This is a genomic window from Sporanaerobacter sp. (assembly GCF_047830725.1).
Classification (GTDB): domain Bacteria; phylum Bacillota; class Clostridia; order Tissierellales; family Sporanaerobacteraceae; genus Sporanaerobacter.
Genome location: NZ_CP181252.1, coordinates 1,734,243 through 1,751,531, shown reverse-complemented (window position 1 = coordinate 1,751,531; position 17,289 = coordinate 1,734,243). Strand labels below are relative to the sequence as shown.

Below are 17,289 nucleotides of genomic sequence, written 5' to 3'. Positions count from 1 at the left end.
ATTTTCTTCGGCAAGAAAAATACTGTGATTTAGATTAAATAACAGCAGAAAAAACTTCACATATAGTGTTTACCAAATTGTAGTTGTTATAATCAAATTCTTTTTCCCTTAATGGAACAGTTAAATAAACTATTCCCTTAACAACTTCTTTAACTACAAGCGGTATAACTATGGTCGATTGCCAGTTTGGAGCACCTGATATTACATCAATATCTTTTATATTTTCCCAATCAATTAAAAACTCTCCTTTTTTATTTTTTGCTGCTTTTTCTATGATTTTTTTGTTGTATCTAGGAGGTTTTATCCAATCTGAAGCAAATCTCTTCCTAGCAAATATTTTTTCTGTCTTACCTAAATCATTCATAAGTATCAATATGCTATGTTCTGCATCAACCGTTTCAATAATTCGTCCTAAAAATTCATATATTTTCTCTTCTTTAGTTATATCCTTTTTCAATAAATCAACTACATCCATTATGGCAAGTACATTCCTTTGATCTTGAACTGTGTTGCCAGAAATAATTCCCGCAAGTCTATCTCCCCTGTTGAGATTATTTGCTATATTTGAATCCCACAATACAACTCTATTTCTACCTTTTTCTTTTGCACAATAAAGTGCTTGATCTGCCTTTTCAATCAATTCTTCTTTATATTGACTATGTTCAGGATATAGTGAAATACCAATGCTTATAGTGAGAGGGTAATCCATATTTGGTATTTCTAATTCTTCTATTTTTTTTCTGATTTTTTCTCCTATTTCTACTGCTTCTTTTTCCTCAGTATTTAGCAATACTACTATAAATTCTTCTCCCCCATATCTAGCAACAATATCTGTTGAACGAGTACTTTCAAGAAGTGTCTTACCTATCAAACTTAGTACTTCATCTCCCTTTCTGTGTCCATAGGTATCATTTATATTTTTAAATTTATCTATATCAAGCATCAATAGAGAAAACTTTCCATCGTTTTTCTTTGATATATATAAAATTTCCCTGAATAATGTATCAAAATGCTTCCTTGTATATATGCCTGTCATCTTATCTATAGTAGATAGAATTTTAAGATTGTAGTTTTCTATATTTAAAAAAGCTAAATGAGAAAGAGATTTTACCAAATTTAATCTTTCAAAATCAAATCTATTAAATAATCTGTCTGTTTCTAAATATATATATCCTACAATTTTATCCTCTATAACAAAGCTTTTCCTTCTTCTCTCATTTAAATTTTCTTTGATATCCCCTTCCCTTCTGATTATAGGCATACATATCAATGCTTTGGTATCCATAGACAAAAGAACTTCAAACACATTGTTTTTATTGTAACCAAATGTGTTTTTTATGACTATCCCATCTTTTCTTTTTTCTACAATATTTATTATGCTTTCATTGACCATAGAAATATTTTCATCTTTTAACCTGGCAATGACCTCAAATTCATCATTTTCTTCATTGCATAAAAATATAATTCCTTTTTGTGCAACAGTTTCTTTAGCTAAATACCTCAATATAATATCTAAATTGTGCTTATAGTCATCATCAAATTTCATGATGAGATCATTTACATTATTTACATCTTTTATATAGTTATTTGAAAAACTATCACCAACAATCTTCGAAAAATCTTCATCTCCTATTAAATCAAACAATGTCTTAAAATCAAAATAATTTTCTATATCAGTTTTCCCTGAAGCTATATCAGCTGTATAGACACAATGAACTTCTATGTCAAATATTTCTTTGAAAATTTTTTTTATTTCATGTTTTATTTCGTCACCTTGATGACTTTCTATATAACTTTTTTGAAAACTTTTATCTGGTATTTTCTTAACTAATCTATACATTATATCTAAAGATTCCAAATAATAATTTATAGCTTTATAATATTCTCCTCTTGAATAGCTCTTTCTCCCAATGGCATAGTTCATAAATAAATTAAGTTCAGGGAAATCCATATCTTTGATTTTATTTTCAATTTCCATAAGATATTGAATACTATCTTCCTTCATGCTGAATATTATAAATTTTTGGACATTGTTTAAAACATCTGAATAAGGAACATCTGATATACTCCTTATTTCCTCTAAAATTTCATAAGCATATTCCTTGTCTCCATATAAAATCGATATAGCTACAAACTCAGTTAAAATTTTTATTCTATCTCTATTTATATTGATTTCTCTATATTCATTTCTTATTTCTTCAATTCCATCTTTGTCAAATATCCTATCTCTTAAATAATCTATAATTATAATTCTTGATTTTGATCTCAAATAATAATTCAATTTAAAATCTTTAAATTCTCTTATGTTTTTTTCATAATATTCTTGTGCACTATCCCATTGTCCAAATTTAAAATAAAAGTTTCCTAAAAAAGCATAGTACTGATTAACTATTTCTTTTGTAAAAGAAGGATTTTTTTCAAACTCTTCTTTTAAAAAGCTATAACAATTAAATGCACTATCGTACTCTCCAGTAAATAAATATATTTCTCCCAAATTTACATTGGTCAAAAAAATCATGCTTCTATCTTCCATATCGATAGCTATATTCCTTGATTTTTCTATATAATCTCTTGCCTTTCTGTACTCATAGTTGTTCATACAGGTCTCACCTGTATTGTTCAAAATGACCAATTCCATTTCCCAATATCCATATTTGTTACATATATCTAAAGCCCTATCATAACATTTTATTCCCTTTTCATCATCTCCATAACAATCAAGATAGATAATACCTATATTATTTAGAGGTTTCGTCATTTCTATATAGTTTTTTGTATTTTGAAAAACTTCTATACTCTTTTTAAAAGATTCCCTTGCCAATTCTACATTTCCATTGTAATAATATATAATTCCTATTTGATTATAAATATATCCTAGATTTTCTTCTCTATTTTCTCTTAGTGCTAAATCTAGTGCCTTTTTTATCTCATCTAGTGCCAAATCTAGATTACCTTTCAAAGCATATAGTTTTGACAAAAGTACTTTTGAATGCAAAATTCCTCCAACGTAATTTATATCATATGCGATTTTCTCAGCTTCCAATCCTACTTTAAATGCATCTTCTACTTCATTTCTCCTATAATATATATCACCCATATTATTTTTGCTTTTAACAATGTATTTTTTTTGATTAAATTCAATAGCTTCAACCAATATTTCTTTATAAACTCCTAGGGCCTTTTCATTTTCTCCACGTAGGGTAAATAGTTTCCCCATATTTTCCAGAACTTCTAGTCTTAATTCACTTCTCTTATCTTTTAGTAATTCATTTGCTTTTTCCCACAAAGAAAGAGCTTCTGAACTCAATATGAATTGAACTTTTTTAGCTTGTCTTATCAAATAATCCACAGCTTTGTCAGATTGATTTGACATCTTTAAATGATATACAAGCTCATCTATATTTTCTCTACCCTCCATGCTATATATATTTTCTAAAACTTCAGATGCTCTTTTGTGAAGGTTTACCTTTTCCTGATCACCTAGTTCATAATAAAGCAATTTTTTAAGTCGCATATTGTAAAAAGTATAGCTATATCCCCAATCCCCAAGTCTTTCGTCTAGCAACTTCATAGAAACTAACTTTTCTATCATATTGTTCAATTCATTAGTTTCAACATTAAGCATTTGAAAAACTACATTTTTGGATACAGGAATATTGAATATAGAAATAATTTTCAAAAGTTCTAATGATTGATTTTCAAGTAAATTCAATTGTTTCTTTAAGGTTTCATCTAAATCTGATGGCATATATATATCTGAGTAGGTAATACTTATTAAATTCCAATTTCCGTTTTCATTTATACACAATTCTCCTATGGCAAATAAATCCTGTAGTATAAGTTCAATATATCGAGGATTTCCTAAAGTTTCCTTTAAAATTGCTGTAGAGAAATTTAAAGGTCTAAAATTAATTCCTAATATATACTGTACCATGTCTCCGATTTCATAAAGCCCCAATTTAGATAATTTTATACTTCTTGTATTTTTTCTCAATTTCCAATCTGCAACTAATGTATTTATATTTTTCCCTTCTAATTTATCTTCATTGTATGATGCAATAAATAGCAGAGGAACTCCATTTGTATTTTGTAGTATATAATTGATAAGTCTCAAAGTATCTTCATCTGCATTGTGAATATTGTCAATAATTATATATATTGGATTTTCTTTTGCCAAATCTTTGACAAAATTTGCTATTCTATCATATAATCTTAATTTTTCTTTTTCTTCAGGTAAATTGGGAGATGGCAATATATCATCTATAAATCTCAATTCAGGTATTATCTTTATAAGTTCAGAGCCATATTTATCTATTAAATTTTTGGGGGCATATTTTATCATCTGTCGTAATACATTTTCTACAGTTTTAAAACTTATATCTTCTTTTTCTTTTATATCTATTTGATAAACTTCTCTTCCTTTTAGCTCTAATATAGAGTTTATTTCCTTTAAAAATCTAGTTTTCCCAATGCCCTCCTCGCCCTCTACAATAAACAAATTAAAATCATATTTGTTTTCTTCAAAATTTCTATCAATACCAAGTAATTGCTTTATTTCATTTTCTCTGCCTACTATTTTGGTGTTAAAATTTAATACTTCTCTTTCTTCTCTATAATCAACAACATAATCAAGAGAAAAATAACTATTAAAATCTGATATCAATTTTTTTAAGTTTCCTATCCTATTCGAAGTGCTTTTTCGTGTCAAATCCTCTATTGTATTATTTAAAAATATGATTTGTTCATCATTTAAATTGTGTATATTTTTATTTTTAATATCATATAAAAATGTATTGTCTAAATCTTCTTGAAATAGATATTTTATTAGCATTCCCAATGAATAAAAGTCTGCCTTTTCGTCAACAATATTTAATTTTAGCAAAACTTCCGATGCTATGAAGAATCTATCTATATCACTGTAATCATTGTCAATAACTTCTTCATTTATAGTTGCTAAATCTTTGATTTTTATTTGACCATCTTCAAAAACATATATGTTTTTAGGAGTCAGATGTTTATACACAATTCCTCTAAAATGCAAGAAATCTAATACTGTACACAATTGCAATATAATATATAGCTTTTCATGCAAAGACAATTCTTCATGAACCTCTTCCAAAGTAGGCTTATCCACATATTCTGTAATACAATAATATTGATTTACCCACATTTTTTCCCTATCTATGGATTTCACAATTTTAAAATTTTCACTTGCCAACAAGTTCTTATGCCTTATATTGGATATATAAATAAATTCATTCATTAAATAATTAATTATATTCATATACTTGTTATAGGCATAGTTGTAAAATTTCAAAAAATGTCTTTTATCATTATTCCACAAATCAGTAACTAAGTATGAACTTCCACTTAGTGATTCAGATATCAATTCTTCAATTTTATATCTATTGTCTATTATTTTCATATCCATTCTTCCCCTCGTAACTATAACAATTTTCCCCTTTATTTATATAAAAATTTTTTAGTCATCTTTCATAGCAACATAAAGAGATTCTAATGCCTCTCTTAAAAATTTTTTATCTTCACCTTTGAAACCTTTAAGCTTTTCAGCAAGATAATCTATTCTTTTATCTAGTACTTTTTGAACTATTTCATACCCAATTGGTTGAACTTCTACTCTTACTACTCTTTTATCTTTATCATCTTTTTTCCTGACAACCAATCCACTTTTCTCCATTCTATCTATTAAATCTGTTATAGTACTACAAGCTAAAGCCATCTTTTGACTTAACTCACCTATAGTCAAATCTCCTTCACTTATGAGAATCTGAAGAGCAGTAAACTGTGGAACTGTAATATTAAAATCATTTAGTATTTCTCTGCCTTTTTTTCTTATGATATAGTCTACTTTTCTCAAATATTTTTCTATTTCAATTACATTTTCACATACTTGTTTATCATCCAAAAAAATCTCCCCCAATATTATTCTTCTATTTTTATATATTCTAGTATATTTAAAGAAATCCTTTAAATATATCTATAAAAAAGAAGAATAAATGTATTCACTTTCTTTATTTGTATTATATCAATATTTTTCATATATATAAACAAAAAAGCAGCAAAGCCGCTTTTTTATCTTACGAGTATTCTGAAACTATTTGGTACCACTTCAAAAGTAGCAGGCAATTTCCCACCATATTCTCCATCTATGTCTATTGGAACATCCTCTTCAGTATAAATTGTTATCTTTTCAGTCTTAAAATATTCCACACTAGGGTGATGAATATGGTCTCCACTAAATATACTAATAAATATACTCATCAAATCTTGAACATCACATTTTTTTATAATGATGCTGTCTAACATACCATCTGAAACATTAGCTTTTGGAGCTAATTTCTTAAATCCTCCTATTGAAGAACTATTTGAGATCAAGAAAAGTAGCATATCTTCTCTACTTGTATATTCTTTACTTTCAAATTTCACTCTTATGGGTCTAAATTTTTGTTTGGGTATCTCTTTTATCCCCTCTATATAGTATGCCATTCTACCCAATATAGCTTTTGTCTCTGGAGGAACCTGATATCCTACATTGGTCAAGAGTCCACTAGCTGCAACATTGACAAAATATTCATCCTTAGTCCTACCTAAATCCACATCTAAAGTATTGCCATTTCTTATCATCTCATAGAATTCTCCACTAGTCCTTGGCAAATCTAAGTAATTGGCGAAGTCATTTACTGTTCCAGCTGCCAATATAGCAACTGGTATCTTTCTTCCTCCCAAAACAATTCCTTTTGCCACTTCATTTACCGTACCATCACCACCACAAGCTATAATCAAGTCCCAATCTTCACTACAGCATTTAATGGTCTCATACATAGCATCGTTTTTTTCTTTAGTTAAGAACTTGCTTACTGTATATCCGTCATCAATAAGTTGTTTGCATATTGCATCTATTCTTCGTTGTATTATCTGTCTTCCTGAAGATGGATTTAAAATTATCTTCACTTTCTTCATCTGTATCAGCCTTTCTCAATAAATTAAATTGAATAAAAAATCTTTCTTCCAGCATCTGGACGATTAGTTATGATACTTGAAACACCTATGTTTTTCATTAATATCATATCACTTTCTCTATCTACTGTAAACGGATTCACCATGATACCATTTTCAATACATTCTTTTACAACTTCATCATTAATAGTCATAAACAATGGATGAATAGCATCAGATCCTATGCTCTTCGCGTATTTCCATGGTGATACCATTCCAGCAATATATAGTATACCTGTTTTGATTTTAGGCTCCAATTTTTTTACAATAACAAGACTATAGTGATTAAAAGAAGAAATGATTACTTTTTCCTCTAATCCATAAGCTCTAATTGCATTGACTACATCTAATTCTATATTTTCATAAAATACTGGCCCATTTTTTAATTCTATATTTAATAGTATATTTTCCATTTTTACCAATTTCAATACTTCTTCAAGCAATGGAATTCTTTCATTTGCAAAACTTTCATTAAACCAGCTTCCTGCATCTAAAAGTTTAAGTTCTTCTACTGTCAAATCTTTTATATATCCTTTTCCATTAGTTGTCCTATCAACTTTTTCATCATGACATACAACTAAATGACCATCCTTGCTTTTATGGACATCAATCTCTATTCCATCTGCTTCCATCTCAATAGCCATTTTGTAAGATGCAAATGTATTCTCTGGAGCATAAGAAGAAGCTCCCCTATGAGCATAAATTAAAGGTCTACTCACACAAATCTCCCCCTATATATTTTTCATTTATATCTATTATACACTTATTACAGGTAATACAACAAAAAAATAGGGAAATTTAATTTCCCTATTTTTTCAGTCCAATCTTTTAAGTACTTCTTGAAGTTTACTTGCTTGGTATCCACACTCCTCAGCAAAATCTTTAAATAACATAGCCAGTTCTTCATCTTCTACCTTTTTTGAATACATTTCAAAATCTCTAACTGACTCTTGCGTATCCAGGATTTTCTTTTTCAACACTTCCTTTGTATTCATATCCATAGAATCACCTCCAAATACTACTCAATAATATATTTCCTAGTAAAAAGATTTTTATGTATTTCTATTTATAAAAGAGGCATTTCCTTTACATATTCTTTATTAAATTTTATAATATATAGCATAGATAAGACAACCCTAAACAAATTCAATAGAGTTGTCCTAAAGGTTATATTTAAAGGGGTTGAGTACTTTGTATTATGATCTTAAATGCTTTGGGTCAGAAATACGTAGCATTAGGAATAGTTTAGACCTTACCCAAAATGATGTAAGCAAACTATCAGGTGTACATGTAGATACTTTAAGAAAAATTGAAACAGGTAAAGTGGTACCTCAACAAGAAACACTAGATTTATTATCTTCTGTATTGAAAACAGATTTAAATGAGCTTCTACTCAACTATAGATTTCATGATTATTATGCTTTTGAAGAATTAAAAAATAGAATAGAATCTAAAATTGATAGAGATGAGTTTGAAACCTTATCTGTGGAATTAGAAGATTTAAAAACCCTACTTAATAGCACTTCGCACCCATACTTCATTAGTGCGATTAATCAACTTGTACTATTGATCGAATCCATAATATTAAATAAAAAGTATAATAAGCCTAATGAATCGCTGGATAAACTAGTAGATGCTATAAAAATAACTACTCCTAAGTTTTCACTTGATAAATATACATCCTATGTGTATAATTCCATGGAGTTAAGGATTTTAATGAACATAGCCCTGCTAATGAATAAATTAGAATCTACGGAAAAAAGTCTAGAAATTATGGAATTTTGCATGAAATCAGTAGAACCTAATGATAATATCTATCCTAAAATATGTTACAATCTATCTTATACTTATCATAGACTTGCTATGAATGAAAAAGCTTTAGAATACTCTATTTTAGGCATAGATTATTGTAATAAACACAGAGATTATAATGGATTAAATCTTTTATATTTTAGAAAAGGCATTGCTGAATATCTTCTTGGATATGATAGTTATAAAGATTCACTAAAAAAAGCCATAAGTTTTTCTGAAATTTTAAATCAATACGATTTGAGAGATTTGCTCATATTAAATTGTAAGAAATTTTATAATATAGACATTCAATCATAATGAAATATTTTCAGTTTTATAATTGTTCCATTCTATTGCATCATCTTCAGCAGATATAAACATATCATTTTGTTTTCTAGGACTAATAATAAATAATGCCATGATGATAGTCATTATAAATAAAAACTTTTTAAACATTATTTATCACCCCTTTCATTATAAAAACTTATCAATCAAATTTGAGTCAAGGTTTGGTCGTTTCGAACCATCCCTGATTTCCCAATCTTTATACAGCCATAAGATAAACTCATGTTTTTGATTAAGGAAATTAAGCTTCGCAGTTTAAACTATTTACTACATTTAAATCAATGATTTCATCCAATATATCCAATATATCTCTGTTGTGAGTAACTATGATGATTATCTTATCTTTCTTTATTTCCTTCAGTATAAATTCTAATTTTTCAATGCTATTTACATCTAGGGCAGATGTTGGTTCATCTAATATGATCATATCGGGATTTTTTAAAAATGTTCTAGCCAAGGATATCTTTAGTTTTTCCCCTCCAGATATGTTGTTTGCAGCTTCATGTATGTTTGTATTTAATCCATCTTGAAATTTATTTATGTCTAAATTTAAATTTTTCAGTATAGTTTCAATGTCATCATAATTATATATATCTATTCCATAGGTTACATTTTTACCAATTGTGTCATTAATTAATGCAGGTTCTTGTTCACTAATTCCTATGATTCTTTTTCTAATATAATACATATCTAATTTTTTTAATTCTATTGAATTGTAATAGATATTTCCTTTATAATAATTGTTGAAAAGTCCAAGTATTAAATTTATAAAGGTACTTTTCCCTGTACCATTTTGTCCAATGATTCCATAAATATTGCCTTTTTTAAATGTATAGTTAAAATTATCTATGATATTATTAGTATCATCATATGAAAAACAAACTTCTTTAAGGACTATTGTATCAATACTGTTTATTCTTTTGTCCCCATTTATTTCTTTAGTTTCATTTAATATTTCTTCTAATCTATTGTATGAAACTAGTGCATCTTGATAGGATTTCCCTAAGTTTAAATAATAGCTTATACATCCCATTATCATGGAAAAGTAGCTGATTATTATAGTGAATTGTCCTATGGTTAAATTCCCATTTATTATCTCCATTCCTCCAAAGAAAAATATTATTATTTGAGATATTATCATGGTCATGGAGTCACTGCTTGAAAAAATATATGATATTCTTGTATATTTTAATAGTGATTCAAACATTGTTGAGAAACTTGTCCTAAGCTGTTTTTGAGATTCTTCAAAAGTGGAGTTCAGTTTAATTAAATTTATATTGTAAAGTTGTTCATTCATCTTTGAAAAGAACTTGTTTTGATTTTCTTTCAATTCATATCCAGATTTAAATAATGGTTTTTTGAATACGAAGTATATGGCTAAGTATAAGGGAATGAGGGGTATCAATATCATGGTTAATTTTCTGTTTATTTTAAATGAAATATAGAATACAATTATAAGGGTCAAAGCATTAATCAGAATGTCTAAAAAATTGCTCAATACAAAAGAAATCAATGTGTTGCTATCTGAATTAATTCTTTGATTTAGATATGCACTGTCAAGATTTTTAAAATATAGTATAGGCATTTTACTTATATGCTCTAATGCTTTAAAGTTCAGTTCCATTCCAGATTTTGTTTGAACTTTCACATAGGAATAACTAACTACAAATGATGAAATGATGTTTATTATTCCTATTAAAAGTATTTTTATGGTGAAATTAATTATGGTTTGTCTGTTTTGAAAATTCATCAACGAATCTATATAGTTTCCTGTTATATAAGGCAGCCCTATTGATATTATCCATGAAATAATAGAAAATATCAAAAATATGAATAATTGAATTTTATATTTAAATATATATTCTTTAACAAATTTAAATATTTTCATATAAATCAGCTACTTTCTCTAATTTTAGAATGCTAATTATTTCTCAGTTTCTTCTGAATGAATCATATTGATTATTTCTTTCATTACTTTTATATTGTAATCTCCAACATCATCTTTTTCTATTTCTATATCTGGTACTGTTCCCGTCTCAAAATGAGAAGTCCCGTCTTCATTTAACAACATCTCTAATTCAGCACGGACTATAAGCCCACTATTTGGAAGGCCTATAAACATAGTACCATTTCCCCCTGACCCTTTAGTATTACATCCAACCAATGTAGCAAATCCACTTTGCTTGCAAAACATTGCAAATTCATCTGCTGCTGAAAATACATTTTCATCAATTATCAAAAATATTTTCCCACTAAATCCTATAGGATTCCTACTTGGCAATACACTATTATCAACTTTATCTATTCTATAATATTGGAAGTTTTCTTTTACCTCTTTGGGCATAGAACTATAACATTTCAATTTCTCTATTTTGTTTTCTCGTATATCCGGATGTGCTTTTTCAAAATATTTCATTGAATAATCTCCTCCGCGAACAATACAAATATTTTCGTATTTAACTTCACTAAGTTCTTGATTTAGCAGTGGATCTATTATTGTTTCTAGCCAATATATGCTACTTCCTCCTCCGTTGCCTGAAATATCTATTATTAAATATGGATAATGTTTCACGTTCTTTAAGAAATCAATTATTTCTTCTTTTTCTTTATTATACATTTTTTGTCCGTAGGAACAATCTATGGAAAAGGAACTTACTTTTAAATAAGCTATTTTATTTTGTTCTAATATTTGAGTATCTATAATATTTCTTGAATATATATTTGTCTCTATATCATCTATTTTTACATAGTTATCTAAATAAGTTTTAGCAAATATTTCATCCCAGTCTTTATACTTGTTTTCAGATCTTTTGAACATTTTTTTATAAGAACCGAACGTTTCATCCGCTAACTTATATTGTTTTATAGTATCTAAAAATTCTTTATAGCCAGTAGGAACAAATACTCCAGTATGTGGATCGTGAAGTTTATTCATCAAAATTGCATTTAGAGTATGAAAAAATTCCATATTATCTTTGGTCTCTCTTATTTCTTTTTCAAATTCCTCTTTATGACCTAACCAATCGTATCCATACATTTTTTCAATACTATAAAAATGAGGGTAGTTCTCTTTCATGATATCATACATATACCTAAAATCTTCTATTTTTTCTTCCTCCGTCAATTCTTTAAGTTCCCCCATATTGCTTGAAACTAAAACATATACTGCTATTCCTAGTAGAACTATAACAACAGCCCATATAAGTATTTTTTTGTTGTTTAACATTGTGTCATCTCCTTCATATAATCTATAACTCTATTTTTTACTTGCTGGCTGTATTTTTACTGGTGAACAAATTTCTGCACCACAGAAATTTGCCTTGCATGCACAAGGTTCAATTCTTGTACATGTTTTTATACATGGTTCTATATACTGACCTTTACAGTCACACTTACCAAAACAAACATCATTAGGTCCATAACTAGTACCATTTATTAAGTATTCCACTTTTATCCCCCTTTCTGTTTTGATGTTTATATCTAGAATGTGCACATTCTATTCCAAAATAAACAAGCATTTATTAAGCTTCACGGTCTTGTTTTTTCTCAATTCTTCTTTCTTAATAATTGCTGTCTTTTCCAAATATTCTTTTAATACATATTTATATGAACTACATCTATCAACTTTACCATCTATCCTCCTCCTAGGACATCCTCCCATACATATTGGAAGCATCTTGCAATTCATACATTCATTATCTTGGGTTGGATCATAAAGAATATATTTCATATATTTATCTGTATTCATTGAAATATTGTCCATAATATTTCCCACCTTATATTCAACCATTCCTATATCAGACCAACATTTATATGTGTCCCCATTAGGATCAATTACTAATGAATTAGTTTTATCTGCACCACAAAAATTAGTTTTCAAATTTGGATATCCGAAAATATTATTTTCTACAAATCCAAGTTTTTTGAGTTTATCACTAAATTCAAAATCTATATTAGAATATTCCTTCATAGTTAAGCATTTACCTGTTGAGTAGCAATCATTTATAGGCTCTACATAACCCAAATAGGCATATACTTTATTTTAAGCCCAAACTTGTCTAATTCTTCTAGTATTTCATCAACTCTTTCAACATTTTCTTTGTCCACATTAATTCTTAAAGATATATCTGGCAAAATATCTACTAATTCCGACATATTCTCTAATATCTTACGAAAAGTTCCTTATCCACCTTTCAAAGGACATCTTTTATTATGTGTATCTTCAGTTCCATCTAATGTTATTTGAGCAGAATTAATATGTAATCTTTCTAAGTCTGCTGAAATATCTTTGGTTAATTTGTATCCATTTGTTACAATGAATGAACTGTACATAATATCTTTTTCTTTGCATATATTCATTACTCTTTCAGAAATATCTTTAACAACATCAAATGCCAATAAAGGTTCTCCACCATACCACCCTATATTTATACTTTCTACATATTTTGTTTGCTGTTTTACAAATTCCACTATTTTATCTTGAACATCCTTAGGCATGGTTACATTTTGTCTTTCATTTTTTTCATAGCAATATATACAATCAAAATTGCAATTCAATGGATAATACTTCCAACTTGACTTTATTGTATATCATAGATAGGACAAGTTCAATCAGATTCGAATCGGGGTTGCATTTCTATTTTTAGCTTTCATTTTCAGAATATTTAATTATAATTGATATATAAGGCAATTTATTTTGAGTGCCAAAACATATAGGGAAGGCAAAAATGTATGTACTACGGATCTTTATAGACTGCAATACAAAGAAAGTTTTAGCATTTAATCTTTACTTATTACAGATTATAAAGTAGAATATTCTAAGTATGATATATATAAATAGGAGTGTTGCAAATGTATGACTTTCATGTTCACAGCGATTTCTCGATAGATTGCAGGTATTCAATGGAGGATATGGTTTTAAAAGCAATAGAAAAAAATATGAAATGTATATGTTTTACTGATCACATTGAACTTGAAGCTACAGAAAGGAATTTGGACATCGTTTTCCATGCTGTTGATTATTTTAAAAAATCTAAACAAGTCAAGTATAAATATTTTAGAAATATAGAAATTTTAACTGGGGTTGAAATAGGTATGCAATCTCATTTAAACAAAAGATATGATGATTTTATAAATGAAAATCCTTTTGATTATGTACTCATGTCTATTCATTCAGTTGAAAATAAAGACATTTATGTAGATAATTATTTGGAAAATAAAGACCCTTTAGATGGAGTATTAAAATACTATGAAGAAATGCTTAATAGTGTCAATGTTTTTGAAAACTATGATATATTGGGACATATAGATTTAATAGATAGATATTTTAAAGACTCAGCATTGATACCTAAGCATGAAGAATATGAAGAATTGATAGAAAAAATATTTGAAAAAGTCATTTCTTTAGGAAAAGGGATTGAATTAAATACTTCTGGAATTCGATACGGACTTCCCTACTATCATCCTAAAATTGAACTTTTGAAACTTTATAAAAAATTAGGTGGAGAAATAATAACTATAGGTTCTGATGCTCATAGGCCTGAAGATGTGGGATATAACTACAAGGAAGCGGAAAAATTGTTAAGAGAATTGGGGTTTAAATATATTTTTATTTATAAAGAGAGAAAGAAATTCCCCATCCATATTGCTTAAATATATACTCTATCTATCTCTACTCTCTTGTCATGTTTACAATTGCGGGAATACAAAAGCTCCTTAGGGTTTAACCCTAAGGAGCTTTTGTATTCCCGCAATGCCGCCTCCCACCTAATTCAGACCCGCCTCTCACAAGGTGGGTTTCCTGTCAATAATTTTTGGTTTCCTTTTAAAAAGGCATACCATAGATTACTGAACTCAGACTCCCGTCTATACAATGTCGGTTGAATTATTTAGGATACGTACACCGCAGAAACATCTCTATAATTATTATAACCTCTATTTTATTAGACTTCAAGTGCTCATTTTCATTATAGCAAATATTTTATATGATTTTAGTTTAATTGACTAGTTCATTTACCTCTTCTTCGTCCAATACTTCTTTTACAAGAAGCATTGAAGCTATATTGTTTAAATAATTAATGTTTTCATAAACTACTTTTTTAGTTTCTTCATATAGATTATCTATTATAGTCTTAACTCTTTCTATAAGCATTGAATTGCTTCCAATGTTTTGTCCTAATATTTCTGCATAATTTACAAGTCCTAATTCTTCATCCATTCCATAAACACTTATCATATTAAAGGCCATCTCTGTAGCTTTTTGTAAATCACTTGATGCTCCTGTTGTAATCTTGTCCTTGCCAAAAATGATTTCTTCTGCAGCTCTTCCTCCTAGAGCTACCATGATACTATTTTTTATATCATCCTTAGTTTGATACATCTTGTCTGGAGGAATATTCATGCTAAATCCACCCATACCTTTTGTACTAGGTATGATACTTACTTTCGTCACTCTATTTTCCTTTGAAACTTTTTTAGCTACTAGAGCATGTCCTCCTTCATGATAAGCTGTGATTTTTTTATCTCCAACTGGGATGGAAGTTCTATCCTTCTTTTCTTCTCCAACTAATACAGTATAAAAAGCTTTGTTTATATGATCCATAGTGATAAAAGAATCATCATTTCTTGCAGCTATCATAGCAGATTCATTCATCAAATTTTCAAGCATTGCTCCACTAAAATAGGAAGTTTGAAAAGCAACTTTTTTCAAATCTACCTCTTCAGATAATGGCTTGTTTTCACCATGAAGTTTCAATATCTTATATCTCGCATTTATATCAGGCAAACCTACTTCTATTTGTCTATCAAATCTACCAGGTCTTAACAAGGCCTCATCCAATGTATCTACTCTATTGGTAGCAGCAACTACAATTGTTCCTTCATTGCTACTAAAACCTGACATCTCAGTCAACAATGCATTTAAAGTTCTATCACCTTCATCATTTCCACCACTTGAAAAATTTCCTTTCCTCTTTTTACCTAGTGCATCAATTTCATCAATAAATATAACGCTCTTGCCACATTGTTTCGCTTTATTGAAAAGTGCCCTTATTCTGCTTGCACCAAGTCCTGCATAGACTTGAATAAAATCAGAACCTGATACTGAAAAGAATGGTACATTTGCTTCTCCTGCCAAAGCTCTGGCAAGAAGAGTTTTACCAGTCCCCGGAGGTCCATATAGTAAAACTCCTCTAGGTATTCTAGCTCCATATCTGTTGTACTTTTCAGGATTTTGAATAAAGTCTACCAATTCTTTTAATGATTCTTTTGCTTCTTCATTTCCAGCCACATCTTCAAAAGAAGTGATAGTGCTATCTGACTTTTTGCCTTCTATATCCGATAAAAAAGCCATTTCTTTTTGAGCCTGTTTATTAATATTGCTATTTAAAAAATATCCAACAATTCCCATTCCACACAGAAACAAGAGAAACGAAATACCCTGAATAAGAGTTGAATTTCCACTTGATTCTAATACCTTTACATCATTCACAAGCAACATCTCTTTAAAATCTTCTGTTCTAGGATTGTCAGTAATAAAATATTCACCTGATTTCAATTTTCCTGAAATTCTAGGACTATCTTTTAGTTCTACTCTTTCTACTTGACCTTTTTTTACATAATCTATAAATTTTGAATATGAAATATCGCTATAATCTTTTTTACTATTCATATACAAATAAATACTTGAAACTAACGCAATAGAAATTATGAGAAATAGAAGTATTTTGGTCTTTTTATTCATATTCATTGCTTTTCCTCCTAGTTTACATAATCTACGAATATTATAGCATTAATTTGAATAAATGTCTATTACCTACATTTGCTAATGCAGTATAAAAGCTACATCTATTTTATTTTAAGTGCTTCAAGAACCCTATCAAGTTTTTCTATTTGCTCATCATCTAAAAGGGGGCGCATCCTTTCCAATTTTTCTAACATATCTTCGTATTCTTCTTTACTCATCTCAGTTTTCATTTTCTCATTTAGTTTTATTATCTCAAAAAATATTTCATCTTCTGAAGCATCTGAATAAGTATCTGCCATGTCTTTTATCTTATCTATTTGTTCTTCTGTAGGTTCTATATCCCCTAAATTTTCAAATTTTTTTTTAAAATCGTCCATAAAATTCCCTCCTCA

The 17,289-nt window shown here is 28.4% G+C and carries 16 protein-coding genes and 1 other RNA gene; 2 read left to right on the top strand and 15 right to left on the bottom strand.

The genetic code is table 11. From position 1 onward, the window contains the following. Nucleotides 1-34: 34 nt before the first annotated feature. The 5 genes from ACFWUA_RS08570 to ACFWUA_RS08550 all read right to left on the bottom strand — a co-directional run bounded on the left by ACFWUA_RS08570 (nt 35) and on the right by ACFWUA_RS08550 (nt 8,018). Nucleotides 35-5,431 (bottom strand): diguanylate cyclase, encoded by a 5,397-nt coding sequence (locus tag ACFWUA_RS08570; RefSeq protein ID WP_416197628.1) that lies wholly within the window; start codon nt 5,429-5,431, stop codon nt 35-37. A 51-nt stretch (nt 5,432-5,482) separates the two neighbouring features. Then, a complete protein-coding gene (locus tag ACFWUA_RS08565; RefSeq protein ID WP_416197627.1) occupies nt 5,483-5,926 on the bottom strand; it encodes a MarR family winged helix-turn-helix transcriptional regulator in 444 nt (147 codons plus the stop codon). Between the two features lie 167 nt (nt 5,927-6,093). Continuing rightward, complete coding sequence (locus ACFWUA_RS08560) at nt 6,094-6,981, bottom strand: diacylglycerol/lipid kinase family protein (RefSeq protein WP_416197626.1); 888 nt, start codon at nt 6,979-6,981, stop codon at nt 6,094-6,096. A gap of 23 nt (nt 6,982-7,004) precedes the next feature. Then, nucleotides 7,005-7,736: a glycerophosphodiester phosphodiesterase gene (locus ACFWUA_RS08555; RefSeq protein ID WP_416197625.1), complete on the bottom strand. Its 732-nt coding sequence runs from the start codon at nt 7,734-7,736 to the stop codon at nt 7,005-7,007. A 96-nt stretch (nt 7,737-7,832) separates the two neighbouring features. Then, the gene (locus ACFWUA_RS08550) at nt 7,833-8,018 is read right to left on the bottom strand and encodes a hypothetical protein (RefSeq protein WP_072744871.1); all 186 of its coding nucleotides are present in this window, start codon (nt 8,016-8,018) and stop codon (nt 7,833-7,835) included. A gap of 190 nt (nt 8,019-8,208) precedes the next feature. Between ACFWUA_RS08550 and ACFWUA_RS08545 the strand changes: the two genes are divergently transcribed. Continuing rightward, nucleotides 8,209-9,126, top strand: a complete 918-nt coding sequence (locus ACFWUA_RS08545; protein WP_416197624.1) for a helix-turn-helix domain-containing protein — start codon at nt 8,209-8,211, stop codon at nt 9,124-9,126. On the opposite strand, the gene ACFWUA_RS08540 is transcribed toward ACFWUA_RS08545, so the two are convergent. The 7 genes from ACFWUA_RS08540 to ACFWUA_RS08510 all read right to left on the bottom strand — a co-directional run bounded on the left by ACFWUA_RS08540 (nt 9,121) and on the right by ACFWUA_RS08510 (nt 13,710). After that, the gene (locus tag ACFWUA_RS08540; protein WP_416197623.1) at nt 9,121-9,264 is read right to left on the bottom strand and encodes a hypothetical protein; all 144 of its coding nucleotides are present in this window, start codon (nt 9,262-9,264) and stop codon (nt 9,121-9,123) included. The genes ACFWUA_RS08545 and ACFWUA_RS08540 overlap by 6 nt on opposite strands. 130 nt (nt 9,265-9,394) lie before the next feature. Continuing rightward, complete coding sequence (locus ACFWUA_RS08535) at nt 9,395-11,041, bottom strand: ABC transporter transmembrane domain-containing protein (protein ID WP_416197622.1); 1,647 nt, start codon at nt 11,039-11,041, stop codon at nt 9,395-9,397. Nucleotides 11,042-11,077: 36 nt separating this feature from the next. Further along, complete coding sequence (locus tag ACFWUA_RS08530) at nt 11,078-12,379, bottom strand: S41 family peptidase (protein WP_416197621.1); 1,302 nt, start codon at nt 12,377-12,379, stop codon at nt 11,078-11,080. A 30-nt stretch (nt 12,380-12,409) separates the two neighbouring features. Beyond that, nucleotides 12,410-12,601 (bottom strand): hypothetical protein, encoded by a 192-nt coding sequence (locus ACFWUA_RS08525; protein WP_416197620.1) that lies wholly within the window; start codon nt 12,599-12,601, stop codon nt 12,410-12,412. 48 nt (nt 12,602-12,649) lie between these two features. Then, nucleotides 12,650-13,177: an SPASM domain-containing protein gene (locus ACFWUA_RS08520; RefSeq protein WP_416197619.1), complete on the bottom strand. Its 528-nt coding sequence runs from the start codon at nt 13,175-13,177 to the stop codon at nt 12,650-12,652. Further along, nucleotides 13,165-13,308 carry a hypothetical protein gene (locus tag ACFWUA_RS08515; RefSeq protein ID WP_416197618.1) on the bottom strand — a complete coding sequence of 48 codons (144 nt, stop codon included), beginning with the start codon at nt 13,306-13,308 and terminating at the stop codon, nt 13,165-13,167. Before ACFWUA_RS08515 ends, ACFWUA_RS08520 begins: the two co-directional genes overlap by 13 nt. A gap of 27 nt (nt 13,309-13,335) precedes the next feature. Beyond that, nucleotides 13,336-13,710, bottom strand: coding sequence for a radical SAM protein (locus tag ACFWUA_RS08510; RefSeq protein ID WP_416197617.1), 375 nt, complete (start codon nt 13,708-13,710; stop codon nt 13,336-13,338). Nucleotides 13,711-14,004: 294 nt separating this feature from the next. Between ACFWUA_RS08510 and ACFWUA_RS08505 the strand changes: the two genes are divergently transcribed. Then, the gene (locus ACFWUA_RS08505) at nt 14,005-14,805 is read left to right on the top strand and encodes a histidinol-phosphatase HisJ family protein (RefSeq protein ID WP_416197616.1); all 801 of its coding nucleotides are present in this window, start codon (nt 14,005-14,007) and stop codon (nt 14,803-14,805) included. Nucleotides 14,806-14,893: 88 nt separating this feature from the next. Here the strand turns inward: ACFWUA_RS08505 and ssrS are convergent. The 3 genes from ssrS to ACFWUA_RS08490 all read right to left on the bottom strand — a co-directional run bounded on the left by ssrS (nt 14,894) and on the right by ACFWUA_RS08490 (nt 17,274). Next, nucleotides 14,894-15,067: non-coding RNA, 6S RNA (gene ssrS, locus ACFWUA_RS08500), on the bottom strand. 81 nt (nt 15,068-15,148) lie between these two features. Beyond that, nucleotides 15,149-16,900: an ATP-dependent zinc metalloprotease FtsH gene (ftsH, locus tag ACFWUA_RS08495; protein ID WP_416197615.1), complete on the bottom strand. Its 1,752-nt coding sequence runs from the start codon at nt 16,898-16,900 to the stop codon at nt 15,149-15,151. 98 nt (nt 16,901-16,998) lie between these two features. After that, nucleotides 16,999-17,274: a hypothetical protein gene (locus ACFWUA_RS08490; RefSeq protein ID WP_416197614.1), complete on the bottom strand. Its 276-nt coding sequence runs from the start codon at nt 17,272-17,274 to the stop codon at nt 16,999-17,001. Nucleotides 17,275-17,289 lie beyond the last annotated feature (15 nt).